Annotated in this window: 17 protein-coding genes; 6 read left to right on the top strand and 11 right to left on the bottom strand. The window is 77.1% G+C overall.

Annotation, left to right across the window (positions count from 1 at the left end; genetic code table 11):
- Positions 1-5 precede the first annotated feature (5 nt).
- The 4 genes from C0216_RS16350 to C0216_RS16335 form a co-directional block, all read right to left on the bottom strand.
- Positions 6-4,598 carry a type I polyketide synthase gene (locus C0216_RS16350; protein WP_246042829.1) on the bottom strand — a complete coding sequence of 1,531 codons (4,593 nt, stop codon included), beginning with the start codon at positions 4,596-4,598 and terminating at the stop codon, positions 6-8.
- Positions 4,599-4,666: 68 nt separating this feature from the next.
- Positions 4,667-11,797 (bottom strand): type I polyketide synthase, encoded by a 7,131-nt coding sequence (locus tag C0216_RS16345; RefSeq protein ID WP_114055995.1) that lies wholly within the window; start codon positions 11,795-11,797, stop codon positions 4,667-4,669.
- 392 nt (positions 11,798-12,189) lie between these two features.
- Positions 12,190-12,381, bottom strand: a complete 192-nt coding sequence (locus C0216_RS16340; RefSeq protein ID WP_114055994.1) for a DUF6381 family protein — start codon at positions 12,379-12,381, stop codon at positions 12,190-12,192.
- A gap of 273 nt (positions 12,382-12,654) precedes the next feature.
- On the bottom strand, positions 12,655-12,975 hold the full coding sequence (locus C0216_RS16335; RefSeq protein ID WP_114055993.1) for a hypothetical protein: 321 nt from the start codon (positions 12,973-12,975) through the stop codon (positions 12,655-12,657).
- Positions 12,976-13,238: 263 nt separating this feature from the next.
- Here C0216_RS16335 and C0216_RS16330 point away from each other — a divergent pair, with 263 nt between their 5' ends.
- Positions 13,239-15,914: an NACHT domain-containing protein gene (locus C0216_RS16330; protein ID WP_162793238.1), complete on the top strand. Its 2,676-nt coding sequence runs from the start codon at positions 13,239-13,241 to the stop codon at positions 15,912-15,914.
- A gap of 40 nt (positions 15,915-15,954) precedes the next feature.
- Here C0216_RS16330 and C0216_RS16325 read toward each other — a convergent pair whose 3' ends face one another.
- Positions 15,955-16,599, bottom strand: coding sequence for a dihydrofolate reductase family protein (locus tag C0216_RS16325; RefSeq protein ID WP_114055991.1), 645 nt, complete (start codon positions 16,597-16,599; stop codon positions 15,955-15,957).
- Between the two features lie 317 nt (positions 16,600-16,916).
- Between C0216_RS16325 and C0216_RS16320 the strand changes: the two genes are divergently transcribed.
- Both C0216_RS16320 and C0216_RS16315 read left to right on the top strand, forming a co-directional pair.
- Positions 16,917-17,570, top strand: a complete 654-nt coding sequence (locus C0216_RS16320; protein ID WP_246042575.1) for a hypothetical protein — start codon at positions 16,917-16,919, stop codon at positions 17,568-17,570.
- A 131-nt stretch (positions 17,571-17,701) separates the two neighbouring features.
- On the top strand, positions 17,702-19,126 hold the full coding sequence (locus C0216_RS16315; RefSeq protein WP_114055990.1) for an oxygenase MpaB family protein: 1,425 nt from the start codon (positions 17,702-17,704) through the stop codon (positions 19,124-19,126).
- Between the two features lie 49 nt (positions 19,127-19,175).
- Here C0216_RS16315 and C0216_RS16310 read toward each other — a convergent pair whose 3' ends face one another.
- From C0216_RS16310 to C0216_RS34445, 5 genes are all read right to left on the bottom strand, one after another.
- Positions 19,176-20,525, bottom strand: a complete 1,350-nt coding sequence (locus C0216_RS16310; RefSeq protein ID WP_114055989.1) for an NAD(P)/FAD-dependent oxidoreductase — start codon at positions 20,523-20,525, stop codon at positions 19,176-19,178.
- A 68-nt stretch (positions 20,526-20,593) separates the two neighbouring features.
- Positions 20,594-20,851 carry a DUF4404 family protein gene (locus C0216_RS16305; RefSeq protein WP_114055988.1) on the bottom strand — a complete coding sequence of 86 codons (258 nt, stop codon included), beginning with the start codon at positions 20,849-20,851 and terminating at the stop codon, positions 20,594-20,596.
- A gap of 126 nt (positions 20,852-20,977) precedes the next feature.
- Entirely contained in the window at positions 20,978-21,580 is a 603-nt protein-coding gene (locus C0216_RS16300) for a VanZ family protein (protein WP_174250409.1), read from the bottom strand.
- 617 nt (positions 21,581-22,197) lie between these two features.
- Positions 22,198-22,713, bottom strand: coding sequence for an NUDIX domain-containing protein (locus C0216_RS34450; RefSeq protein ID WP_246042574.1), 516 nt, complete (start codon positions 22,711-22,713; stop codon positions 22,198-22,200).
- Positions 22,714-22,843: 130 nt separating this feature from the next.
- Positions 22,844-22,987, bottom strand: a complete 144-nt coding sequence (locus tag C0216_RS34445) for a hypothetical protein (RefSeq protein WP_246042573.1) — start codon at positions 22,985-22,987, stop codon at positions 22,844-22,846.
- Positions 22,988-23,127: 140 nt separating this feature from the next.
- Between C0216_RS34445 and C0216_RS16290 the strand changes: the two genes are divergently transcribed.
- A complete protein-coding gene (locus tag C0216_RS16290) occupies positions 23,128-23,826 on the top strand; it encodes an alpha/beta fold hydrolase (RefSeq protein ID WP_114055986.1) in 699 nt (232 codons plus the stop codon).
- A gap of 133 nt (positions 23,827-23,959) precedes the next feature.
- Here C0216_RS16290 and C0216_RS16285 read toward each other — a convergent pair whose 3' ends face one another.
- Positions 23,960-24,394 (bottom strand): YunG family protein, encoded by a 435-nt coding sequence (locus tag C0216_RS16285; RefSeq protein ID WP_114055985.1) that lies wholly within the window; start codon positions 24,392-24,394, stop codon positions 23,960-23,962.
- 237 nt (positions 24,395-24,631) lie between these two features.
- Between C0216_RS16285 and C0216_RS16280 the strand changes: the two genes are divergently transcribed.
- Both C0216_RS16280 and C0216_RS16275 read left to right on the top strand, forming a co-directional pair.
- Entirely contained in the window at positions 24,632-25,240 is a 609-nt protein-coding gene (locus tag C0216_RS16280; protein ID WP_114055984.1) for a TIGR03086 family metal-binding protein, read from the top strand.
- Positions 25,241-25,476: 236 nt separating this feature from the next.
- The gene (locus C0216_RS16275; protein ID WP_114055983.1) at positions 25,477-26,223 is read left to right on the top strand and encodes a class I SAM-dependent methyltransferase; all 747 of its coding nucleotides are present in this window, start codon (positions 25,477-25,479) and stop codon (positions 26,221-26,223) included.
- Positions 26,224-26,386: the final 163 nt, after the last annotated feature.

Genomic DNA, 26,386 nt, shown 5'->3' with positions numbered 1-26,386 from the left:
CGTCGTCACCCTTCGCTCCCCTCGTCACGGTCGGCGCCCGGCCCCGGCGGATCCGGGTCCGGGCCGGTCGTCCACGCCACGACGTACGCGCGCGGCGGCAGCCCCGGAGGGTTGGCCACCTCCGTGCAGCCGACCCGGTACACGCCGTACGGGCCCCCCGGCGGGCCCGGCGCGCCCGGCGGGTCGGCCGCGTCCGTGCGGCGGCGGACGCGGACCGTCAGCCGGTCCGGCTCCGCCGCCGTCACCTCGATGTCCCGGGGCCGGCCGCGCAGTCCGGTGCCCTCCGCTTTGGCGACGGCCTCCTTGGCCGCCCAGAACCGGGTGAACCACACGTCCGCAGGCTCCGCCGAGCCGGCCCGGCAGGCCGCCAGCAGGGCCAGCTCCGCCGCCCCGAACACGGTCGCCGCGGTCGCGCCGCCCGGCTCGGCGATCTCCTCGATGTCGATGCCCGGCCCCGGTCCCGGCCCGACCGGGGCGTCGGCGGCGCGGGCGAGCGCCACGCCCGCCTCGGCCCGGTGCGCCACCGACACCCGCAGCGGCGGCAGCGTGCGCCCGTACCGGCCCGTGACGCGCGGCCGCCCCGACGGCTCGTTCTCCACGAGGAGTTCGGCGGGGAAGACGGGCCCCTCCCCGGCCTCCCACAGCAGGCGGCGCACCGCGTCCTTCGCCGCGATCCGGCCCAGCAGCCACTGCCGGCGGCCGCGCGGCGGCCGGGCGGCGTACGCGGCCCGTTCCGGCCCGCCCAGGGCGTTCCGCATGATCAGCTCGCGGGACGCCAGGTCGGGCCAGCGCTCGAACACCAGCGACCAGCCGCCGGGCCCGGCCACCGAGAGGGTGTTGCGGTCGGGGAAGCGCTCCACCGGCCGGGTGTGCGGATCGTTGTCGAAGCGCCGGTCCTGCCAGCCCGAAAGCTCCGCCCACACCCGGCCCGCCACCGTCAGCACGGCGTCCGCCTCCAGCACGGTGTCCGTCAGGGACGTGATCCGCACCGTGCACTCCACCCGGGTGCCGGGCCGCGGGTCCGGGCCGTGGAAGCGCATCTGCCGCACCCGGACCGGGAAGACGACGGTCCGCTCGGTGCGCGTCGCCATGATCCAGTAGCCGAGGACCTGTCCCACGTTGTCCAGCAGACCGCCCGGTGCGGGCGGCACCGTCAGGACGGCCCGCACGTGCCGGTCGCCGATGGCGGTGAGCCGGCTCATCCCCCGGTAGGCAGGGCCGTGGAACATCCAGCGCTCCCGGTAGACCTCCTCCGCGGTGTGGTCGGGCACCCGCTCGCCCGCCGGGTCGGCCGGCACCGCGGGCGGCGGTTCCGCCGGCCACCGGCCGGCCAGCTCCACCACGGCGCGCGCATGCGGCCCGAACGACACCGCCACCCGGTCCGGGCCGCACGGGGCCACGGAGACCGGGACGTCCACCGGCTCGGCGGCCGTCAGCCACCGGTCGAAGCACGCGTCGTGCACCGCGACCGCCGCCCGCCCCGGAGCGGCACGCTCCGCCGCCGCCTTCATCAGCGCCGTGATCGTCGTCGCCGGCACCACCGGCCACCGGTCCGCCACGTCCGGCCAGTCCGCGCGCTGCGGGAAGAAGCAGTGGTCCAGCAGGTACGGCATGTGCTCCACCGACACCCGCACCGTCTCCCGGCGCGCAGCGGGCGCCGCGGGCGCGCGCCGGCGTACGCGGGTGCCCGGCCGCCCGGCCCCGGCGAGCAGCGCGGCGGCGGTCTGCGCCGTGCGCGCCGTCTCGTCCAGCAGCGCCGCCAACTCGGCGGCCACGGGCCCGCCGGCCGCGGATGCCGCAGCTGCGACCGCGCTGGGGGAGGGGTGCGGTGCGAGGGGCGGTCGGGCCGACGGGGGCAGCGACACCAGCGCCGCGCCGAGGTCCAGCCGGACCGGGCGCCCGGTGCGTGCCCCGGCGGCGCCGGGACGTGCCGTGCGCTCCGGCCCGGCATCCCGCCCGTCCACGGCCTCGGGGTCCGTGGCGGCGCCGGCCGTCCACAGTGCGGCCGCCACCCGCCGCAGCTGGGCCAGACCCCCGCGGCGCGCCGAGTTCGCGGCGACGACCAGGTGGTCGCGCGCCGCCAGGGTGTCCCCGACCAGGGAGCCGAGCTGTCCCGGGCCCACCTGGACGAAGACGCGGAAGCCGGCCTCGTACAGGGAGCCGGTGAGGACGCGGAAGCGGACCGGCTCCAGCAGGTGGCGAACGAACAGCTCGCGGACCCCCGCCGCGTCGGCCGGAAAAGGCCGGCCCGTCGTGCCCGACCAGACCGGGGTGTGCGGGGTGCGCAGCGGCAGCCGTTCGGCGGCCTCCCGGAAGGGCCCGATGCACGGCGCGAGCATCGGCGTGTGGAAACCCGAGCGGAACGGCAGGGTCCGCACCAGGACGCCGCCGGCGCGCACTTCGGCGGCGAACCGCCCGACCGCGTCGGGCGGTCCGCACACCATGCACTGGCCGGGCGCGTTGTCGTGCGAGACGACCACCCCCGGGTGACCGCCCCCGGCCAGCCGTTCCGCCACCCGGTCGGCGTGCGCGCCGACGGCCGCGTACGCCAGGTCGGCCGCCCGGACCGCCTCTGGGTCCAGGGCGGCCATGAACGCGTCCACCGCCTCCTCCTCGTACAGTCCGCCCGCGGCCATGGCCGTCCACTCGCCGACGCTGTGCCCGGCGACCGCGTCCGGTACGGCGCCGATGCGGCGCAGCGCGGCGTCGAGGAGGCGGCCGACGGCGACGACGCCCAGCCCGTGCCGGCCCAGCCCGCCGACCGCGGCAGGCCCGTCCGCTGCGGGGCCCGGCGGGGCCGGCGGGCGGGGCAGACCGAACCGGTCGGCGACCTCGTCGACGCGCGGAGCGAACTCGGCCTCCAGGCCGGGGAAGAGGAACACCGTCCTGCCGGGCCCCGGTGAGGCCGCCCCGAGCAGGGGGCCGGGGCGGAACCAGACGTCGCCGCGGCCGTGCCACGGCGCGCCCTTGGCGACGGCCCGCCGGGCCAGGGCCAGCCGCTCCGCGGACGGCCCGACGACGGCCAGCCGCACCGGCTTCGCCGGGGCGGCGGCCTGCCCTTCGGCGTGTACCGCCGGATCGGGCGCGTCGAGGAGGCGGGCGAGGCCGCCGGGCGTCTCCGCGGCCAGGAGCAGGACGCGCTCCGGCTCGTCGACCGCCGTCCGGGCGCGCGGCCCCGGCGGGAGGGGCAGCGCGGCCGCCGGGGCGGAGGCGGGGGCCTGTTCGAGGACGACGTGCGCGTTGATCCCGCCGAAGCCGAACGCGTTGACCCCCGCCCGGCGCGGCCCGCCGCCCGGCCCCTCCTCCCACGGGGCCGCCTGCGCGAGCGGGCGGAAGCGCGTCCGGGCAAGCGCCGGGTGCGGGTCCTCGCAGTGCAGGGTCGGCAGCAGCACGCCGTGGTACACGGCCAGCGCCGCCTTGACGAGCCCGGCGATCCCCGCGGCCGGCATGGCATGCCCGATCATCGACTTCACGGAGCCGAGCACGGGCCGGCCCGCCCCCTGCGAGGTGTCCGGCGGCCCGAACACCTGTTGCAGGGTGGCGAGTTCGGCGGCGTCGCCGGCCGGGGTGGCCGTCCCGTGCGCCTCCAGCAGCCCGAGGGAGCCCGGCGCGGCCGGGTCGAGGCCTGCGGCCCGCCAGGCCGCCCGTACGGCCCGTGCCTGCCCGGCCGGATCGGGGTTCACGAGGCCGGAGGCGCGGCCGTCGCTGCTCACGCCCGTACCGCGGACCACGGCGTAGACGCGGTCGCCGTCGCGCTCCGCGTCGGCGAGGCGCTTGAGCACCACCACGCCCGTGCCCTCGCCGATGAGCAGGCCGTCCGCACCGCGGTGGAAGGGGCGGATCCGCTCGCTCGGCGACAGGGCGCGCAGCTGCGAGAACACGCTCCACAGCGTGATGTCGTGGCAGTGGTGCACGCCCCCGGCCAGCATCACGTCGCACCGGCCGTCGGCCAGCGCGGAGACCGCCTGGTCCACGGCCAGCAGCGACGACGCGCACGCAGCGTCCACCGTGTACGCCGGCCCCCGCAGGTCCAGCCGGTTCGCGACCCGGGAGGCGGCCAGGTTCGGGACCAGCCCGATCGCGTCCTCCGGCCGGTCGGGGCCCAGCCGCTCGGTGAACGCCCGCCGCACCTCCTCCAGCCGGTCCGCATCCAGCCCCGGCAGCAACTCGGCCAGCGTGCACACCAGTTGGCGGGCGGTGCGGACGCGCTGGTCGAGGCGGACCAGCCCGGGCGTGAGGTAGCCGCCGCGCCCCAGGACGATCCCGACGCGCTCGCGGTCCGGCAGCCGGCCGGGCCCGCCGGCGTCGGCCAGCGCGTTCGCCGCCACGTGCAGGGCGATCAGCTGGTCCGGTTCGGTGGCGGGCACGGAGGACGGCATCACCCCCAGGCGGGTGGGGTCCACCTCCGCGACCGCGTCCACGAACCCGCCGCGCCGGCAGTACACCCGGTCGGCGGCAGCCGCCTCGGGCGCACTCCCCGGGTGGTAGTAGGCGGCGTCCCAGCGTCCGGGCGGCACCTCCCCGACGAGGTCCGCACCGGCGCACAGGTGGCGCCAGTACGCGGCCAGGTCGGGCGTGCCCGGCAGCAGCACGGACATGCCGGTGATGGCGACGGGCACCGCGGGCGTGCCGCCCCCGTACGGGGCGCGGGCCGGGGAGTCCACCGTCACCACTCCGACGCGCTCAGGACGACGGCCCGCTCCGCCGGGTCGCCCCACGCCAACTCCCGCAGCAGGGCCTGAGCTCCCTCCTCGGGGTCGATCAGGCGCACCCCCCGCCGGGCGTAGTGCCGGGCCAACTCCGGTGCGACCATGCCGCCGTGGACGGGCGACGGAGCCCACGGCCCCCAGTGCACCGTCAGCGCCCGCAGCCCGGTGCGCGCCGCCCACGCCGCGCCGTACGCCTCCAGCGCGTCGTTGGCGGCCGCGTAGTCGGTCTGGCCGCGGTTGCCGAGGACGGCGGCGATGCTGCCGAACAGCACGGCGAAGCGCGGGCGTTCGCCCTCGGGCAGCTGCTCGACGGCCGCGAGGAGCGCGGCCGCGCTCAGCGTCTTCGTCCCGTGGACGCGGCGGAAGGACTCCGGCGACTTGTCGGCGATCAGCCGGTCCTCGACGATGCCGGCCCCGTGGACCACCCCGTCGATCCGCCCGTGCTCGGCGTGGATCTCCTTGACGGCCTGGAGGACGGCCGCCGCGTCCCGGCAGTCCACGCTGCGGTAGCGGGCCAGGCCCCCGGCTGCCATTACGGCGTCCAGCGTGGCCGCCACCTCCCGCCGCGCCAGGACCAGGCCGGCGGCGCGCTCGACGTCGGCAGGCGAGGCGTACCGGCCGGTGCCGGCCAGGACGCCCCGCAGGTCCGCCCGGTCGGCCGCGGCCGCGGTCAGCGCTTCCTCCGGCCCGGCGGGCACGGGGGTCCGGCCGAGGATCTCGACCCGGCAGCGGGCCGCGGCCGCGATCACCGCCACGCACCGGGCGGTGATGCCGCGGGCGCCGCCCACCACGACGAGGACGGCATCCCGGTCCAACCCCAGCGCCTCCGCCTCCGCGGCGCCCGCCCCGGCCGGCCCCGCACCCCTGCCGGCGAGCGGCCCGAGCGGCGCCTCGACCAGCACCGGCGCGAACCGGCCCGCAGGCGTCCGCAGCACGACCGGCTCACCGCCGCCCGCGGCGGCCTCCTCCAGCAAGGCCTCGACGGCGCCCTCGGGCCCCGGCGCGGCATCCGCACCGAGCACCACGCAGCGCACCACCGCGTCCGGATACTCGCGGGCCGCGGCCCGCACCAGCCCGTCCACCCCGGCCGCCCGCAACCCGTACCCGGCCTCCCGGACGACGAACAGGCGCCGCGCACCGGCGCGCAGCACCGCCCGTACGACACCGAACCCGTCCGGCAGGAAGGCCCGCCCGCCCGCCTCACCGAGCGCGTCCAGTACGACGACACCGTCGAGGGCGCCGTCCGCCACGGCCAAGCCGTCGCCGCCTTCACCGGGATCCACCCGGAGGGCACCCTGCGCGTCCAGCACCGCCGCCAGCCGGGCGGCCGTACCGCGCCACGCACCGGCCCCGTCGCCGAGGACCGCCCAGCGGCTTCCGGCAAGGTCCGGGGGCCCGGGCCGGGGGCCCACGACCTCCGCCTGCACGACCCGGTACCGCCGCGGCGCAGCCCCCACGGGATCGGGCGTCGCGCCGGCGGCGGCACGTGCCCCGGCGGCAGTCACCGCACCGGCCGCGGCCGCGGGGGCGTCGGCAAGGGCGTCGTCGACCGGGTGGCCCGCTCCCGGGCCGGCCCCGGGTTCCTCCGCAGCACCGGAGCCAGGGCCGGGCGCGGGGCCAGGCGCGTCGGCGGGCGCGGTGGCGGTCGCACGGGCGGCCAGCCAGGCGGCGATCGCGGTCGCCGTGCGCGCTCGCGCCAGTTCCTCCAGTTCCGCGTCGTCCAGCGCCATGGGCCCGGCGGCGTCCGCGGGGGCGAGCCTGCGGGCGAGTTCACCGGCGATCTCGGCGCGCTTGATCGAGTCGACGCTGAGGTCGGACTCCAGGTCGAGGTCCGGCTCGACCATGTCGAGGGGATAGCCGGTGCGTTCGGCGATCAGCTCCAGGACCGTCCGCAGGATCGTTTCGCCGTCGCCGGCTGCCCGCTCGGCCGCAGCATCCCGCGCCGGCCCCCTGCCGATGCGGCCGCGGTCGGCTCCGGCAGCGGCCGCCTGACCGGACCCGTACTCCGGCAGCGGCACCGGCACCGGCAGCGGCACCGGCAGCGGCAGGGACTGGGGCCCGGCGGCCCCCGGGGCCGCCTCCACCGTGCCGCCGAAGTAGGCCAGCAGGACGTCCCGCTGCGCGGCGATCACCTCCCGGCTGCTGCGCAGGAACTCGGCGACCAGCGCGTCCGGCGCACCCGGCGCCGCCTCTCCGGGGTTCGTCGCCACAGGTGCCTCCACAACGGGTCGGGCCGGCGCCAGGGCGCCGGGGAGCGGGTCGCCGGAGGCGGTGCGGACGAGGTGCCCGTCCACCGTCCAGCCGGGGGTGCGCGGGGCGGGGGCCCGGTCGGTGTCGACGGCGTCCCGCCCGCGGAACATCCAGTCGGCGGCCACCGGCAGCCCGGCGGCCGCGAGGCGGGCGACCGCGTCGAGGAAGCCGGCCAGGCCGCTGTCGGGCCGCGGCTCGCAGGCGACGGTCCGGTGCGGCCGGCCGGCCAGGACGTCCGAGACGAGCCGGGTCAGCACACACCCCGGACCGACCTCGACGAAGGTCCGGGCCCCGGCCGCGTACATCGCCTCGATCTGCTCCGCGAACCGCACCGGCGCCCCGATCTGGGCGGCGAGCTCCCCGCGCACCGCATCCGGGCCGGCCGGGTAGGGGCGGGCGGTGCGGTTGGCCCACACCTCGAACTCCGGCTCGTGCAGGTGCTGTTCGGCGAGGGCGCGGCCGAAGGGCTGCCCGGCCGCGGCGACGAGCGGACTGTGGAAGGCGCACGCCACCGGCAGCCGCTTCACGCCGAGCCCGGCCTCCCCCAGCCGGCGCACGGCCGCCTCGACCGCCGGCGTCGGCCCCGAAAGGACGCACTGCCGGGGCGCGTTGTGATTGGCGACGACCAGCCCCCCGGGCAGCGGCGGGCCGCCCAGCACCCGCCCGATGTCCTCCGGTGCGGCCGCCACCGCCGCCATCGCCCCGGGATCGGCGCCGACCGCGTCGAGGATGGCCGCGGCGCGCGCCGAACTCAGCCGCGGCAGCGCCTCCGCGTCGACGACTCCGGCGGCGCAGAGGGCGACCAGCTCGCCGTAGCTGTGGCCGGCCGCCATGTCGGGACGGATCCCGCAGCGGGCGAGGAGCTCGTACGCGGCGAGCTCCACCATGCCGAGGGCCGGCTGCGCGGCCCGCGTGTCGGTGAGGGCGCGCCGCATCTCCTCGCGAGCGGCGTCGTCGAACGCGGCCGGGGGGTACAGCGCCGCCGCGGCCCGGCCGCCGGCGTCCGCGCGGAGCAGCCGCCCGAGGCCGGGAAAGGCGGTGAAGAGGTGCGCGGACATACCGGGCCGCTGGCTGCCCTGCCCGGGGAAGAGGAAGACGGTGCGGCCGGCGCCGCCGGCCCCGTCCCCCTCAGCCCGGTACACCCGTCCGCCGGGGGCGGCCCCGGCCGCAGCGTCCGCCCCGGCCCCGTCCGCCGCGGCGCGCAGCAGCCGGCACAGCTCCGCGAGGTCCCGTGCCGTGAAGGCGATGCGGATGCCGCCCCGCGCCCGCGCGGCTCGGCCCGCCGCCGTGGCGGCCAGGTCGCGCAGGCGCCACGGGGTCTCCCCGCGCGCCGCCGCGTCGGCGGCCTCCAGCAGGTCGGCCGCCGCCCGGCGGGCCGCCGCGGTGTCGGTCCCGCGGAACAGGAACAGCTCGGCCGGCCACTCGTCCCGGGTGTGCTCCGGCGGCGGCCCGCCTGCGTCGTGGCCGGCCAGTACCGCGTGGAAGTTGGTGCCGCCGAAGCCGAAGGCGCTCAGCCCCGCGTACCGCCGCCCGGGGGCGGCCGGCCAGGGCAGTGCCTCGCGGTGGAACACGAAGGGGCTCGCGCCCGCCTGCCAGGCGGGGTCCGGTCTCGACAGGTGGAGGGTCGGGGGCCGTACCCCCGTGTGCAGGGCGAGCGCCGTCTTGACCAGGCCGGCCAGCCCGGCGGCGCACTTCGTGTGCCCGATCTGCGATTTGACCGACCCGAGCACACAGCTCCCCGCGCGGGCGCCGGCCGCCTCGAACACCTCCGTCAGCACCCGGAGTTCCGTACGGTCGCCGACCACGGTGCCGGTGCCGTGCGCCTCCACCAGCCCGACGTCGGCCGGGGACACGCCGGAGCCCCGGTACGCGCGCTCCAGCGCGGCGCGCTGCCCCTCCGGCCGGGGCGCGGTCAGCCCCAGCGAGCGGCCGTCGCTGGACGCGCCGACTGCCTTGACCACCGCGTACACGCGGTCCCCGTCCCGCTCCGCGTCCGCGAGGCGCTTCAGGACGACGCAGGCGACGCCCTCGCCGAGGGCGATGCCGTCCGCGGACCGGTCGAACGCGCGGGAGCGCCCGGTCGGGGACAGGGCGCGGACGGAGGTGAAGAGGGCGTAGTCGTTGATGCCGTTGTGGAGGTCGGCGCCGCCGCAGAGCATCATGTCGCTCGTCCCGAGGACGAGTTCCTTGCAGGCGGCGTCGAGCGCGGCCAGCGACGAGGCACAGGCGGCGTCCACGGTGTGGTTGGGGCCGCGCAGGTCGAGGCGGTTCGCCACCCGCCCGGCGACGACGTTGGCGAGCACGCCGGGGAAGGTGTCCTCGGTGAGCCGGGGCAGCTGCCCGTCCAGCCCGGCCGGCACCCGCCCGTAGTAGGACGGCAGCACGGTCCGCAGCGTGGCGGCGTTCGACAGGTCGCTGCCCGCCTCGGTCCCGAACACCACGCCGGTCCGCGCCCGGTCGAAGGGCCGGCCGCCCTCGCCGCGGCCGGCGTCCTCCAGGGCGCGCCGGGACACCTCCAGTGCGAGCAGCTGCACCGGTTCGATGCTGCCGAGCGAGGCCGGGGGGATGCCGTAGCGCAGCGGGTCGAAGGGGATGCGGGGCAGGAAGCCGCCCCACCGGGAGGCGCTGGCCGGGCCGCTGCCGTCGGGGCCGGGGGAGCAGTGCACGTCCGGGTCCCAGCGCTCCGCGGGCACCTCGGTGACGGCGTCGCGGCCGTCCAGGACCTGCGCCCAGAACGCGGCGAGGTCCGGCGCCCCGGGGAACACGCAGGCCATGCCGACCACGGCGATGTCCAGCGGTGCGGGCGCACGCCCGCCGGACCCGGCGCCCGCCCGGTCCGGTGCCGCGGCCCGCAGGGCGGCACGCCGCCGCTCCAGGAAGGCCGCGGCGCCCGCGGTGACGGACTCGTGCAGCTCGGCGACGGTCGTCGCGCAGTCCCGCAGCACCGCGGCCTGTCCGGCCATGAACATGCCCTCGGCGTACTGGCGTTCCTCGTCGACGGGCGCCGTCGTGCCGGCGGCGGTGCGCTCGACGCCCTTGCTCGCCAGCCGCAGCCGGCCGACGTTCAGCCGCTCCAGACGCTCCCACACCTCCCGCTCGGGCGCACCGCCGGCGCGCAGCTCCGCCGCAAGCATCCGGAACCCCTCGCTGAACGGGCTCGGCACGCACCGGGTGGCGTGCCCGGGAGCCGTCCGCAGCAGCGCTGTCCGCTCGGCGGCCAGCACCTGCCGTTGGAACAGGGGCCGTACGGCGCCGTGGGCGACGGCCTCCCGCGTGAACAGGTAGGCGGTGCCCATCAGGACGCCGACCGCGCACCCGCGGGCGCTGAGCGGCGCGGCCAGGGCGGCGACCATGGCGGCGGAGCGGGCGTCGTGCACGCCGCCGGCGAAGAACACCTCCAGGGCGGGCGCGGCGCCGGGGTCCCCGGCCAGGTGGTCGAGCAGGACCCGGGTCTGCGCCTCCCACAGCGGGAAGCTGTTGCGCGGTCCGACGTGGCCGCCGCATTCGGCGCCCTCGAAGACGAACCGGCGCGCTCCCTCGGCGAGGTACTGGCGCAGCAGTCCGGGGGAGGGGGCGTGGAGGAACGTCCTTATGCCGTCGGCTTCCAGGGCGCGGGCCTGCGAGGGCCGGCCGCCGGCGATGACGGCATGGCTGGGCCGGTGCGCGCGTACCGCTTCGAGCTGGGCGGCGCGGGTCTCCTCGGGGGCGAAGCCGAGGACGCCCACCCCCCAGGGGCGGCCGTCCAGGGCGGCGGCCGCCTCGGCGAGCAGGGCGGCGGCCTGCTCGCGGCCGGCGAGGGCGAGGGCGAGGAACGGCAGGGCGCCGCCGTCGGAGACGGCGCGGGCGAAGTCCGCCCCGTCGCTGACCCGCGTCATCGGCCCCTGGGCGATCGGCAGGCGGGTGCCGAGGGCGCGGCTCATGGGGGAGCCGGCGGCGAGGGCGCGGCCTGCGGCGCCGTCGGCGGTCGCGGCGCGGACGGCTTCGGCGACGGCGCGCACGGCGCCGGCGGCGTCCCGGTGGCGGTCGGCGAACACGGCGGCCAGGGGGGCGTCCTGCCCGACCGGGAGGAGCTGGGTGTCGGGGTCCCGGCCGCCGAGCAGGGAGGCGATCCGGTCCGGGTCGTCGGGCAGGTCGAGGGGCGGCGCGCCGGGCGGAGGGGCCGCGGCCCGGCGCCGGTGCAGGAAGCGGTGGCCGCCCAGCTCGGTGGTCTCGGAGCCGTCCAGCGGGCGCAGTACGGCCGCCACGGCCGCGGGGAGCGCCGACTCCGCGAGAAGCGCCAGCTGCGTGTCGAGGACGACGCCCGCGGCTCCGCCGGCGACGGCCGCGGCGGCCGTGCCCGGAGCGATGCCCCCGCAGGCCCACACGGGCGGCCCGTCGGGGCCGGCGGCGTCCAGGAGCTGCTGCAACAGGACGAACGTGCCGAGTTCGCCGATGCGGCCGCCGCATTCGCTGCCGCGGGCGACCAGGCCGTGCGCGCCCGCGTCCAGCGCGGCCCGTGCCTCGGCCAGGCCGGTGGCCTCGGCCAGCACCCGCACCCCGGGCGGCACGTCCGCGGGCCGCACCGCGGATCCTTCGGCGAGGAGCACCGTACGGGGTCCGCCGGGGCCGCCGAGCAGCCCGGCCGCGTCCCCCGGGCGTAATCGGCAGCGCGGGCCGACCCGCACCCCGAACCGCCCGGGCAGCCAGCCCCGCAGGTCGGCCAGGGCCGCACGGGCGGCCCGGTCACCGGATCCGAGGTCCAGGACACCCAGTCCGCCGCCGCGGGTGACCGCGGCCGCGAGGCGGGCATCGGGTTCGCCGAAGGGGGTCACTCCGATGACGTGCTCTGCCGGCGTCATAATTCTCCGAATATGCGATGGCGTTGCCCGGTGGGGGAATGTCGGCCAGGACGAAGGCCGCGGGAAGGCACAAGGTCGCGCGAGCCCGGAACGGTAATTCGGGCCTTTCGGTGAACGAAGCGAAGCTAGCGCCAAGTTACTGAAGGGTCAACGCTGCGTACCTGATCCGGGGCGGTCGGTGCGGGAGCGGACGTTCGGCGCCGGGCCGGAGGGGGTTGAGCGGGCGCCACCCGGGGAAACGCCGCACGAGGGAATCCGGGCAGCCGATCGGCGTGAATTCGCCGTAGTGCGGAGGTCGGCGCAAAAACACGAAGTGACTGGTCAGTAGCCAGAAATGCGGCAGACCGCGGCCGCCGCGCGCGGCCGCGGTCTCCCGCAGCGGAACGGCCGGATCACATGGGGTCCATGGTCGCGCCTTCCGGACCGCTCTCCCGCTCGATCCGCTCCCGGATGCGCAGGGCCTCGTCGGTAAGGCGCCGGCGTTCCTCCGGGTCGGAGGCGTGCTGGGCGGCCAGCTCCAGCTCCTCGGCCTCCTCGCGCATGCGCCGGGCAGTGGGCTCGCCGGGCTGTTTCCCGTCGCTCATGGCATCCATCCTCGGGTGGGGGGGATCTGCCCCCTCACCCAACCAGCAGCAGAGGCCTCCGGGGCTGCCATCGGCCCCTGCCGCTGCCGTGTCGCGCCTGCCGCCGAGTCCGGTGCCGCCGTCCGGGTCGGGCCCCGGCCGACGGCTGTCACGGCATCAGCAGCGCACGCCGGGCTCGCAGGCGACGAGGCGGTCGTGGGCCTTCTTGTACGCGTCGGCCTTGGCGCGCGCCGCGCGGGCCGCCGCGGTGTTGCCCTTCCTCCTGACCCGCCCTCAGGCGGTGCCGCCCCCGGCCGCCCCGCCCTCCGCCCCGGGCCCCGGAGCGGCCGCCGGCCCGGCCTGGGCGCGCCTGACCTCCGTGAGGTAGTCCAGCGCCTGCCGTCCGGACACCGTCGCGAGGAGCCGGTGCTCGTGCGACCCGCGCCGCGCCTCGTTCCGGGCGTTGACGAGCGCCTCCGCCCGCAGCACCAGCAGCGCCGCGAACCCCAGCACGCCCACCAGCCACCAGGGGGCGTCGGCCAGCACGCCCGCCCCCGCGGCCGCGAGGCCGCCGAGGGAGGGGAGGACACGTGTCACGGTTGTGTGCAGGCTCATGGGAACTCCTTGATCGGCGGCGGTTCTTCCGGAGTTGGCAACCAGCCGTACAAACGGCGCCGCGATGGCCAAGATGGGTGTGTCGAAGCGGGACGCGGACGCCCCGCGCGGCGCGCCGCGGACCCCGCGGCCGTCTGCGCCGGCCGGCCCCGAACGGTCCCGGCGACCACCGTTCTACGGCCCGCCGCACCCCGGCGACCAGGCCTTCCGGGCAGCGGTGAACGAATGAACGGCAGTGAACGGCTCGTGAAAGAGGAGAGCGGATGACAGGACGTGCCGGCCCGCGCCCCCGGGGGCCGCAGCGCCCCGATCCGGCCGCGGCCGCACCGGGGTTGCGGGTGTGGGCGCAGCTGATGCGCCGCGTCCACGACGAGCTGTACGAGGCCCGGGAGCCGGCCGACCGCCCCACGGTCACGGCCCTCGCCAGGGCCGCGAACCTCAGCCCGCCCTACGTCTCGGAGTCCTTCTCCGGCAAGCGCCGCCCCCGCCTGGCGCCGTTCCTTTCCATGGTCACCGCGCTCGGCGGCGACCCCCGCGAATGGGAGCCGCGCTGGCACCGGGCCTGGGCCGAACAGGACCCCGCCCCGTGCGAGGACCCGGCAGCCGGAGGGGCTCCGGCACCGGACCGGGCAGCGGTGCCGTCCGCCCGCCCCGCTGCGCTGCCCGGCGTCGACGACGACGACCGGGCCCCGGCCCCGGCGCCGCCCGGGGACGCCCCGGCCGCCGCCCTGCGCCGCTACCCCGTGCGCCGGCTCCTGCGGGCCGTCGCGGCCTGGCTGCTCGCGGTCCTCGCCTGGCCGGCCCGCTCCCGCAGGGACGCGTACGCGGCCCAACTGCGCCGCAGGCTCGTCAAACAGGTCCGGGACAGGACGGCCGTCGAACTCGGGCGCGCCGAGGCCCACCACTACCTCACCCCGCGGTTCGCGATCCTCACCGCGCCCGAGCACGACCGCAGCCACGCCGGCCGCGCCCGCCGGTCCCGACGGGCGCGGCGGGCCGAGCCCGTGGCCGTCCCCGCGCAGGCCGCCACCCTCCGCGCCCTCTACGAGGACACCGACGACCTGGTGCTGCTGGGCCGCCCCGGCATGGGCAAGACCACCCAACTCGCCGCTCTCGCCCACCGGCTGGCAGTGGAGGCGCTCGACACCCCGGACACCCCGGACGCCCCGGACGCGCCCTGTGACCGGAGTGCCGGGCACGTCCCGGTCTACCTGCGGCTGGACACGTACCGGGGCGAACCCGTCGAGGAATGGCTCGCCGCCGCCATGGCCCAGCAGTACCGGGGTGTCTCCGGCATCCTCGTCCGCACCTGGCTGCAGGAGCACCGGCTGGTGCCCGTCCTCGACGGCCTGGACGAGGTGCCCGAACCAGAGCGCAGCAGGTGCGTCGCCGAGCTGCGGCGGCTGCGCCGCTCCTGCCCCGGGATGGCGGTCGGCTGCCGCACGGACGAGGCCGACCTGCGCCGCCTCGCCCAGGACCTGCGTGCCCTGCGCTATGTCGAGGTGCTGCCTCCGTCCCGCCGGGACGTGCAGGACTTCCTCGCCGCGGACCGGGGGGCCCTCGCCGACGTGCACGCCGCGCTGGAGGGCGATCCGGACCTGTGGCCGCTGTTCCAGTCGCCGATGATGCTGAACTTCATCCGCCTCACCTACCGCTACCGGCCGGCGGACGACCTGCGTGCGCCGGGCAGCCTCGCCGAGCGCCGCGGCCGCATCCTCGACGCCTACACCCGCGAGTGCCTGCGCCGGGAGCGCCCCCGCCCGGACGCGGACCCGGAGCGCACCCTCACGTGGCTGGCCTCCCTCGCGCGGATGCTCACCGCACGCAAGGAGCACGTGCTGTACCTGGACCGCCTGGACCTGACCTGGCTGACGCCCGCGGAGCAGGTGCTGCCGCGGATCGTCCCCAACGTCGTGATGGCGGTGGCGGCCCTCGGCCTGCCCGTGGTGTGGCTGGCGGCGGCCGTCCCGGCCGGGATGCTGGACACGAGCGTGCGGGACGCCGCGGCCCTCGCCGCGGCGATGGCGGTGAACGTCGCGGCGCAGGCGTACCAGTCGGAGAAGCACCACCTCGCCAGGGGCGGCGGCCCCCGTGTGGAGCAGCGCGGCGCGGTCGCCGCGCCGATGGCGGCGAACGCGCCCGCCATGGTCCTCATCCTGTGCTGGCTGGTCTTCGTGGTGGAGGCCGACCTGACGGCGCCAGGGTGCTGGATCGTGGGGCTCGCCTACGCATGGGTGGCCCTCACCCAGCTCGAAGCCTCGTTCACGCCCGTGTTCCAGCCCGTCGAGCAGATGCGGTGGACGTGGTTCCGGCAGGAGCTGATGATCTACTCGTCGCCGCTGAAGTACCACCTCGCGCGCGGACTGCTGTCCGGCCTCGTCTCGGTGGCGCTCATCTGCCTGCTCGGATACGTCGTCCTGCTGCTGTGCCCGCAGCCCGCGTGGATCGCGCCGGCCGCCGCGGTGTTCCTCGGCTTCCTGTACGCCTTCGGAAACCAGTTCGAGCCGTCGCTGCAGGACCGCCGCCCCCGCCCGAACGAAGGCGTCCGCCGCTCGGTCCGCTTCTGCCTGGTCCACGGCCTCGCGGGCCTGGCCGCAGCCGGCCTCGGCCTGCTCGCCCTGATCACGGCGGCCGCGCCCGGCGGCGACTCGCTGCGGAGGGCCGCGTTCGCCGCGGCCCTGCTGGGCGGGCAGTTCGCGGTGATCCGCGGCTTCCGGTTCGGCGGGCTGGCCGTCGTACACCACTGGACGGTCCGCGCGGTGCTCGCGCAGCGCGGCCGCACCCCGTACCGCTACCGGCGCTTCCTCGACGCGGCGGAGCAGCGCGTCCTCCTCCACCGCACCGACAGCGGCTACTTCTTCCCCCACCGCCTGCTCCAGCTCCACCTGGACGCCGCCCCGGAGGACCTCCTCCCCAGACTCCTGCCCCCGCCGCCGTGAGCGCCGCCCCCGGCACACCGCGGGGCCGCGGCCCCGCGCGTCACCGGCGCCAGAACAGGTGGTGCACCACCCCGCTCGGGCTCGGGACGGTCTCCAGGTGGAAGCGGTCGAGGAGGTCCTGCGGGGAGTCCCACAGCTTCAGCCCCGACCCGAGTTCCACCGGCGAGACCGCCACGTGGAGGGTGTCGACGAGGTCGGCGTCCAGGAACTCGCGGATCGTGCGCACTCCGCCGCCGAGCCGCACGTCCTTGCCCCGGGCGGCCTCCCGCGCCAGGTCGAGGACGGCCGCCGGCTCGCCGGACACGAAGTGGAAGGTGGTGTCGGAGAGGGTGAACGAGGGCCGCGGGTGGTGGGTCAGCACGAACACCGGCGTGCGGAACGGCGGCTCGTCGCCCCACCAGCCGCGCCACGCGTGGTCCTGCCAGGGGCCGCGCTGAGGCCCGAACTTGTTCCGGCCCATGATCTCGGCGCCGATGTTGTGGGTGAAGTCCCGCGTGAAGTAGTCGTCCAGGCCCCGGCTGCCGCCCGGCTCGGTGCGGTTCGGCCAGCTCGCCGTGGCACCGGCCCACGCGAACATCCTCCCCGGGTCGACGCGCCCGAAGGGGCGCTCCAGGGTCTGGTCCTCCCCGGCCCCGATCCCGTCGCTCGACACGTTGAAGTTCTGGACCCTCAGCAACTGGGCCATGTGCACGTCCTCCTCGGGTTGCCGGCGGTGTGCGGCAGACCGTTCCGGCCGCCGCACCCCATCGGTGCGACTGGGGCGGGGGCAGGGGCAGGGCCCGCGCCGGGCCAGCCGCCAGTCTGGCAGCAGCGGCCCACACCGCCCGGGAACGGCGCCGCTCCGGTCTGCCCGGGTCGGCGCAGGAGCCGGTGAACCCCGGCGGGACGCCCGCGCCGCCCCCGGCAGGGAGCGCGTACCGCCGGAAACCGGGGAACGGTACTCAGGAGAGCTGAGTACGGGCGCTCATGATCCGCCCACCCCGGCCGGCCTACGGTGGCGCCATGACGGCACACCCCCCGACCCCCGAGCAGCCCCCGACTCCGGCGGGCGACCCGCGGCCGGGGACCTCCGCGGCTCCCGCGGCCGCGGCGCCGGGCCGGTTCACGGGGTGCGGGGCGGCGCTGCTCGCGGCGGCCGTGCTGGCCTGCCTCGGGCTCGTGGGACTGCACGAGCTGGAGCGCGGCATCGACGGGTACGGGCAGCTGGAGGAGACCTCCGGCGCCGACGGCGGTGTGGCCGACCCCCTCGCCGCGGGCCGCACCGCACGGTACGAGGACGGCCTGAAGGTCACCGTCGGCGCACCCCGCCGGGGAGCCGACGGCACCCACCTCATCACCGTCACGTACCGCAACGACACGGACGGGGAGCAGCGCATCGGCGGCGACTCCGCCGAGACCGCCGTCTCCGAGTACGGGGAGGCGCCCCTCGTCGTACGCGCCGGGCGCTCCCTGGACCGCCACACCTCCGGCGGCGTGCGGTGGTCCAACCGCGGCGAGTCCGCCGCGGCCCTGCTGCCCCCGCTGGCCGAGGACGGCAAGCGCACCGTGCCCGTACGGCTCACGGCCGACCGCACGGGCACGACCGTCACCGTCGAGGTACGGCCCCCGGACGACGGCTACCGCGAAGCCGCCTACTGGGAGTTCACCCTCGACTGAAGCCCCGCCCATGCGCGCAGCCGTTCGCAGAGCCGCACATGGGAGTGATCCGGGCCGCGGCCCGGCGACCCGCCCGCCACACGGCCGTTGTACCTCCTGTCTGCCCGGCCCTCCCGCCACAGGAGCAACACGTGACCCGCACCTCGCTGCCCGCCCCCGCCGGCCTGCTCCGCCGCATCCTCGGCGAACAGCGCATCGGCCTGGTGGCCTGGAGGCTGCTCGTCCTGCAGACCGCACACCCCGCCGTCGCGGCCGGCACCGCCCACTACTCCACCTACCGGGCCCACCCCTGGCGGCGCATCCAGCACACGATGGACAGCGGCACCCGCCTGTTCTTCGCCGGCCCCGAGGACCGGGAGCGCGAAACCGCCCGGCTGGCGCGCACCCACCGGCGCATCCGCGGCACCGACGACGCCGGACGGCCCTACACCGCAGAGGACCCGGAGGTCCGCGCCTGGGTCATGGTGACCCTGTACGAGGCCATGACCGCCATGCGCACCCTCTCCGGCGACCCCCTCACCGCCGTCGAACTCGACACGCTGTACGCCGAGTTCAAGGAGGTCTGCGCGGCCCTCGACATCCCCGCGGAGTCACTGCCGCCCACCGCCGCCGACGTGCCGGCCTACGTCGACCGGACCGTCCGCGAGGTCCTCGAATACGGCGAACAGGTCCGCTACCTGCTCTTCGACATGCTCCGCGAGGCGCCCGCACCCCGCCGCCTCGGGCGGCTCCGGCCCCTCTGGCCGCTGCTGCGCGCCGTCGCCGCCCGGACGCTCACCGCGCTCACCGTGGCCGACCTGCCGCCCGCCTGGCACGAGCGGTTCGGCACGCCGCGCCCCCGCAGCGCCGCCGCCCTCTCCTGGGCCGTACACCGCGGCATGCGGCAGATCACGACCCTCCTGCCCGACCGCGTACGGTACCGGCACCACCCCGACGGCGGCACCGGCGCGCGCCCCGCCCGCCAGGGCCGGCCGCGCCGGGCGGTGCCCGCGCTGCGCCTGCCGCGGCCGCGCACCGCCGACTCCCGTCCGGCCCGCCTGGAGGCCTTCTTCCGCCAGGTCCTCGACCAGACCGGCGACGGACGCGTCAACTCCGCAGACCTCCAGGCCATGGTCCACAACGTGTGCTGGCAGCTGGAACTCCCGGCGGAGCAGGAGGACGTGCTGTACGCCGCGTTCGAATCCTGGTGGCGCCACCTGTGCGCGGGCACGGACGCGGACGGCGACGGCGGCGTGGACTGCGCGGAGTTCGTCACCGCCATGCTGACCGGGCTCGACCGGGACCCGGACTACCTGGAGAAGGGCCTCGTCCCGGCGATGCGCGCCCTGTTCCGCGCGGCTGACACCGACGGCAGCGGGCACCTGTGCGCCGACGAGTACCGCACCCTGTTCGGAGGGAAGCGCATCCACCCGGCCGAGCTCAACCACGGATTCCGGCAGCTCGACGCGGACGGCGACGGCCGTGTCGCCGAAGCGGAGTTCGTCGCCGCGTTCACCGACTTCTTCACGGCCCGCACGGACTCCGCGGCCGGAACGGCGCTCCTCGGCCGGCCGTGAGGCACCCGGGGGACGGCCGCGCACGGCGGCCGTCCCGCGGTCCGCGCCGTCAGCGCGCCGTACGGGCCCGGATCTCCTCCGCCGTCAGGTAGGCGTCGGTCTGCTCGAACTCCCGCAGCGTGGCCGGCCGCCGCTCCTGGAAGCCGGTCCGCACGAAGTCGTCGCCGGCCACCGCGTTCAGCAGCCAGTTCGTCAGGACGCGGGTCTTCGCGACGCCAGTCCGCAGCGCCCCCCAGTGGTAGCCGCGCGCCACCGCCTGCGCCGGCAGACCGCGCAGCGGCACCCCCAGCGGCTTCGACACGGCGTCCGTACCGCCGAGGTCCACGACGAGCCCCAGGTCGCGGTGCCGGTACGGGCGCAGCGGCTGCCCGCGCAGGGCGGCGATCACATTGTCGGCGACCGTACGCCCCTGCCGCGAGGCGTGCTGCGCGGTGGGCGGGCAGACGGCCCCCTCGGTGCCCTGCACGAGGTCGGGCACCGCGGCGGCGTCGCCCAGCGCGAACACCCCCGGCGCACCCGGCACGGCCATGTCGGGGGTGACGGCGAGCCGTCCCCGCTCCGTGGGCGTCCCCAGGGTCGCCACCAGCGGGCTCGCCGCGACGCCGGCCGTCCAGATCAGCGTACGGGTGGGCAGGACGCGCCCGTCGGTGAGCGTCACCTCCGCGGCACCGGCCTTGGCGACGCTCACCCCGAGGGAGACCTCGATGCCGCGCCGGCGCAGCACGTCCAGCGCGGCACGCCCCAGGGCGTCGCCCAGCTCCGGCATCAGCCGCGGGGCCAGATCCACGAGGTGCCAGCTGATCCGGCGCGCCTCCAGGCGCGGGTAGCGCTCCACCGCATGCGTGGTCAGGCGCTGGAGGCACGCGGCCGTCTCCGTACCGGCATACCCGCCGCCCACCACGACGAACCGCAGCCGGCCGTCCTGCTCGGCGGGGTCGCCGCACGCGTCCGCCAGATCGAGCTGTGCGATGACGTGGTCGCGCAGGTACGCGGCCTCGGCGAGGGTCTTCATGCCCCGCGCGTGCTCGGCAAGCCCGGGGATGTCGAAGGTCCGGGTGACGCTCCCGGGAGCCAGGACGAGGTGGTCGTACGGCCGGTCGGTGAGGTCCCCGCTGATCGTGCGCACCACGCACACCTTCGCCGCCGGATCCACACCGACCGCGGTGCCCGGCAGGATCCGCGTGCGGTTGCGCTCACTGCGCCGCAGCGACACGGCCACCGACTGCGGGGTCAGCACCCCGGAGGCGACCTGCGGCAGCAGCGGCAGGTACAGCTGGTAGGAGTTCGGGGTGACGACCGTGATGTCCGCCTCCCCGGGCATGAGCCGGCGCTCCAGCCGGCGCACGCACTCGACGCCGGCGAAGCCGGCACCGACCACGAGGATCCTCGGTCGAGCCATGGGTGTCTTCCCTTCGCGAGGGGATGGGGCCGGGGCGGGAGACCGCGCGGTACGCCGGCCGCCGGCGGTCAGATGCCGAGGTTGGCCAGGTTCACGCCGACCGTCCGCAGGGCGGCGGAGACGGACGGATGACGGGCCTCGAAACGCAGGGCGGCCTCCTCCAGCGACTCGGCCAGGCCCGGGTCGTCCCGCGCCCCGTCCCGCCCGGCCCTGTCCAGGAGCCGCTGCAGCTCCTCGTGCTCCGCCGGGGTGAGCCCGTGCTCCCCGCCCGCCGCGACCCGCGCGCGCAGCCCTTCCAGATGGTCGCCCGCAGGCCGGTTCGGCATGGTGCCTCCTCGTCGCTCGCCACGCACGCCTCCGCGTGCCGGAGGCGTGCCCTCCGGGGGCGGACAGGGGCCGCTTGCCCCGTCCGCGCGCCCCTACGCACCCCGTCGCCCGGCGGCCCGGCGCGGTCACGCCGGCGGCCCGGCCCCGCCGCCGCCCGCCTCGGGGGCTCTGGCGCCGCCGCGCGGCCCGAACCCGGGCAGGCGGTGCCACCAGCGCCGGCGGCGCGGGTGCACCGCCCGGCTCATCCGGCGGCCCGCAAGGAGGAACCCGAGCAGAGCCCCCGCGGTGTTGAGGAGCACGTCGTCGACGTCGAAGGCGCGCCCCGTGACGAGGGCGCCCTGGACCAGCTCCACCAGGGTCATCACGACGGCCGTCACCGCGGCGACCCGCAGCAGGCCGCGTGTCTGCGGCACCATCACCGGCAGCAGCAGGCCGAACGGCACGCCGAGCAGCAGGTTTCCGCCGAGCTGCCGCGCGGCGTCCCCGGCGGAGCCCTGCTCCAGGTACTGCCGGATCGAGGCGCCCGGGTGGACGTTGCTGTGCACGAGCCCCGCCGAGGCGGCCGACGGCTCCAGCGTCACCCGTGCCAGGGCCAGGCTGAACAGCACCGTGCCGGCGAACGCGGCCGCCACGGCCAGCGCCCGCACCACCGGACGGCGCCCCGGCGCCGTCCGCGGCGGCGGGCCCGCCCACGGCCGCGAACCGGCGAACTTCCTGCGTATCCCCATGAGGAATCCTTCCGGGCAAGGGGCTCCTCGGGCCCGGCCGGTCGTCGGGGGCGGGCGGCAGCCGTACGGATTCCGCGAGCCCGGGGACGGCGGTCCGAGCGCCGTGGCCGGGGGCCTGCCGGGACACGGCCCGCACCCGCCCGGGGAGGAGGGCGGGCGGGGCGCAGCCCGTATGCCGTGCGGATCCCGTTCGGCAGCCGGGTGCTCCCCTCGGTGCCCTTGTGGCCCTTGGTGCCCGTGATGCCGAAGGGTCCTGGGCCGCCGGTGAGCACGTGCACGGCCCAGGCCCGGCGGGGTCCGCCGAAGTCCGACCGCAGACCCCGCCGTCGACGCGTGTGACCCGCCCCGGCGCCGCCAAACCCTCTACCTCCGGCGTTTCCTGAAGGGCTGTCACCGGCAACGACCCGGTGCTGCTCTGCCACGGCCCGCTCGCCGCCGCCCATACCGTCCTCGAGGTCGTCGTCGGCGCCTGCGGGGACCCCGCCGGCACGGCCCGCGCGGCCCTGACCCGCCTTGGAGGACGGCGTGTTCTCCGCGGACTGCACCCAACGCCGCCGAGGACATCGCTGTACCGGGCCTTCCGCCGCAACGGCCGGCTGCGGCGTCCGGGCGCGCGGTCACCAGCCGAGTTCGGTGTACAGGCGGCCGGCCCGGATGCCCTCGATCGCGGCGCGGGTGTACGGGACGACCCGGTCCGGCAGGGCGTCGGCGGGCCACCAGTCCCAGGAAAGGCACCGGTCGGGCTCCCGCACCTCCGGCGTGCCCGTCCAGGCGCGGGCGCGGAAGACGAGCTGCATGCGGGGCCGGTCGCCGGGACCGTGCACGACGTGCACCAGGTGGACGAGTTCCACGTAGGCGGGGTCGATCCCCAGCCCGGCCTCCTCCTCCGCCTCGCGCACCAGGCAGGCGACGGCGGACTCCCGCTCGCAGTGGCCGGCGAGGAAGTGGTGCGTACGCGCCGCGAACGCCGAGTCGGGATGGCGCAGCCCGAGCAGGACGCGGCCGTCCCGCTCCAGGTAGAGGTGCACGCCGACGACGTTCAGGACACCGCGGGAGTCGCCGCCGGGGTGGTCCTGCAACGGTGCGGCGGGCAGGAGCGCGGCGACCGCGCGCGGCTGATCGGAGGGGTTCACCAGGGGCTCCTCGGCAGGTGTCGGACGTACGGACGGCAGGGCGGCGGACGGACCGGTCCGCGTCCGGTCCCTCCTGCGGGTCCAACGAGCGGCCGACCGGTCCGGCACCCGCGGGGGCGCGTTCGGCCCGTCAGGCGAGGGCGTGGACGGTGACGACGGACAGCACGGCGATGGCCGCCGCAGCGGCGAGGGCCGCCGCCACCGCCAGGACGGCGATGCCGGCGCGTTCGATGCCGAGTCGGTGGTCCGCGGGCTTCCATTCACGCTGGTGCATGGGAACACCCTGCCGTACGGGATCCGCCGCGGCCTGAGTACCCGTACTCATCACCGCGCCCCGCCGGCGCCGGCGCCCGCCGATGTCCGAATGCGAGTAGCGCGCCTGCCTTGTCGGACCCGCCCGCTACCCTGCCCCCCATGGCGAACTTCGTGCTGGTGGCAGGCGCATGGCTCGGAGGGTGGGCGTGGGACGAGGTGGTGCCCGCACTGCGCCGGGCCGGCCACGGCGTGCACCCGCTGACGCTGTCCGGCCTGGCCGAGAAGCGGCACGTGCCCGTCGGGCGGCAGACCCATGTCCGCGACATCGTCGACGAGGTCGAGCGCCTCGATCTGCACGACGTCGTGCTGGTCGGGCACAGCTACTCGGGCATCCCGGTCGGCCAGGCCGGCGGGCGGATCAGTGACCGGCTGACCCGGGTCGTCTTCCTCGACTCCAACGTCCCGGCCGAGGGGGAGTCCTTCGTCTCCACCTGGTGGGAGGGCCCGGCGAAGCTCGAGGACGCCATCGCCGCGAACGGCGGCCTCTGGGCGCCGGTCACCGCGGCCGACTGCGCGGGCCAGGGGCTCGGGGACCGGCAGATCGCCCGGTTCACGGCCGGTGCGACCCCGCACCCGGGCGCATCCCTGGCCGACCCCGCCGTGCTGGTCCGGCCGCTGGAGGAGCTGCCGGCGACGTACGTCAAGTGCCTCCTCGACGGCGCCGAGCCGACCGACGACGTGGCCCGGCTGCTGACCGGGCCGCGCTGGCGGCGGATCGACATGGCCACCGGCCACTGGCCGATGTTCTCGCAACCGCAGGAACTGGCCCGCCTCCTCCTGGACGCGGCCGGGGCCTGACCTCCGTTCGGCGGCAGCCGCCAGGCGGCCGGCGCCGAACGGGCGCCCCGGAGCCCGGGGCACGGCGGGGCCCGGCCGGCCGGAAGCCTCGGCGGGGCGCCGTGAACGGCGGGCCCGGTGGTGGTCCGGCCGGTCAGCCGGCGGGCGGCGTGGCCGAGGCCGGCCCGGTCCGTTCCCCCGGCGGCTGCGCCAGGCGTTCCAGGACCCGGGTGCGGAGGAGTTCGTACTCCTCCCGGAGCCGGTGCGGCTGCGCGCGCGGCGGCCGGGGTATGACGGTGCCGCCCACGACCGTCTCCTCCGGGCCGAACTGCTCGCGCGTCAGGTCGATCTCGACGCCGGCGCCGAGGCGGTTCCACCAGTGGTAGTCGACGCGCCTGCCGTCGACGTGGACCTCGCCGCGGACCAGCTCGCCGCCCAGCAGGTCGTTGAGGACGAGGGCGGTCACCCCGCACTGGTCGCGGGCCGGGTTGTCGCCGGTCCACAGCGACCGGTAGTCGGGGGTGCAGGTGTCGGCACTCCAACTGTCGCGGACGGCCCGCTCGATGTCGGCAAGAAGCAACGGTGTCATCCCACCAGCCTGCCGGTCCCCACTGACAACGGGCCGAGACGGCGACGCCGGAACATCCTCCGCTCACCGGGCACGGTCTCGTCGAAGTTCGGCGCCGCCCGGCACCGCGGTTTCCCGGCGTCCGGGCGCGCGTCCGGGCGGATCGGCGATGGTGGGGCGGGTGAGGTCCGTGTTGCGGTGAGTGCCGGGTACACCGCCGGCCTACCCTTCGATCCACCATCCCCGAAGGAGCGGCACATGACCGACGCGGCGTTCATCGACCTCCGCCCACAGGCCCGGATCGTGGCGCGGCTCGCGGCGGACGTCCCGGACGACCGGCTCGCCGACCCCACACCCTGCCCCGGATACCGGGTCGGCGGCCTGCTCGCCCACCTCGCGGGCCTCGCGACCGCCTTCCGCGACGCCGCCCGGAAGGACCTCGGCCCGACGACCGCCACCGCTCCCGACGCCGGCTCCGTACCCGGCCTGCCCGCGGAATGGCGGGAGCAGCTGCCCCGGCTGCTGGCCGAGATGGCGGTCGCCTGGCGCGACCCGGCCGCCTGGACCGGCATGACCCGCGCCGGGGGCGTGGAGCTCCCCGGCGGGGTCGCGGGGGCCGTCGCCACCGACGAGCTGGTGATCCACGGCTGGGACCTGGCCCGGGCCGCCGGCCTGCCGTACGACCCGGATCCGGCCGCGCTGCACGCCTCGTACGCCTTCCTCCGCGCGTCCGCCGAGGAGGACGATGCCGGCAGGGGCGGGATCTTCGGGCCCGTCGTGCCCGTGCCCGACGACGCGCCGCTGCTCGACCGGGCGGTCGGCCTGAGCGGACGCAACCCCCTCTGGACGCCGCCGCCCACCCCCTGAGCCGCGCCCGGTTCACCGGCACGAAGGGCTCTCCTCACAACGGAGCACACAGCAGTCCGAGGTGGTTGGCCGATACGGGGACCGGCCGCCCGCTGATTCGTGCCATCTGCCAGTACGGCTCCCGGACTTGCCGGCAGCAGACTTCTGTCAACGCCGCACCGGGCCCTCCTCCGCACTCCGCCGGGGGCCCGGTGCGGCCTGCATCCGGGACGAAGCACGGCACAGAGGGGGCGCACGTGAGCGTGCAGCAGCAGTACGACGGCATCGGCGAGGCCTTCGAGGGCTTCAAGTCCCTGCCGCTGATCCGCCACGGGGAAGTGCCGAGCTTCCTCGGCATGGTCGGTGACGTCAAAGGCCGCTCGGTCCTCGACGTGGCGTGCGGAACCGGCTTCTACAGCCGGGAGTTCAAGCGCCGCGGCGCCGCGGACGTGTTCGGCGTGGACATCTCCGCCGAGATGATCGCCGCCGCGCGGCGGATCGAGGAACAGGAGCCGCTGGGCGTGCGCTACGAGGTCGGCGACGCCGCCGGACTGGGACAGCTGGACCGGCAGTTCGACATCGCCCTGGCGGTGCAGTGCCTCAACTACGCCTCCGACACAGCGGAGATGGAGCGCATGTGCCGCAACATCCACCGCAACCTGGTGCCGGGCGGCGCGTTCTTCGTGTTCGCGCAGAAGCCCGACTACCGCTTCGACTGCCGGAGCCTGGACACGTACGGCTTCCGCTGCGAGCCGACGGGCGAGGAGCGGGAGGCCGGGCCGCTCGTCCGGGTCACCGCGCTCCTCGACCCGGAGCCGATCAGCATCCTCGGCACGGTCCCGCGCCGCGAGGTCTACGAGGAGTGCCTGCGGCGGGCGGGATTCCGCGACCTGGAGTGGGTGCCGCTGCACGTGTCCGAGGAGGGCATCGCCGAGTACGGGGCCGACTTCTGGGCCGACCTCCTCGCGCACCCGCCGCTGGAGATGCTCCGCTGCCGGTCCTGACCCGCGCACCCCGGCGTGCCTCCGGCGGCACCATGCCCGCTGCCCGCACCGCGGCGGCCGCGGCCCCGGCTTCGTGCCGGGCGCCTCCCGCCCGCACGGGGACACGGCCATGCCGGGCCCGGAGGCCGGCGGCCCTCTCCGGAGGCGGCCCGCGGGTGTCCGC

Source organism: Streptomyces globosus (genome assembly GCF_003325375.1).
Lineage (GTDB): Bacteria > Actinomycetota > Actinomycetes > Streptomycetales > Streptomycetaceae > Streptomyces > Streptomyces globosus_A.
The sequence above is the reverse complement of the archived record's forward strand: the minus strand, read 5'-3'. Positions and strand labels throughout refer to the sequence as shown.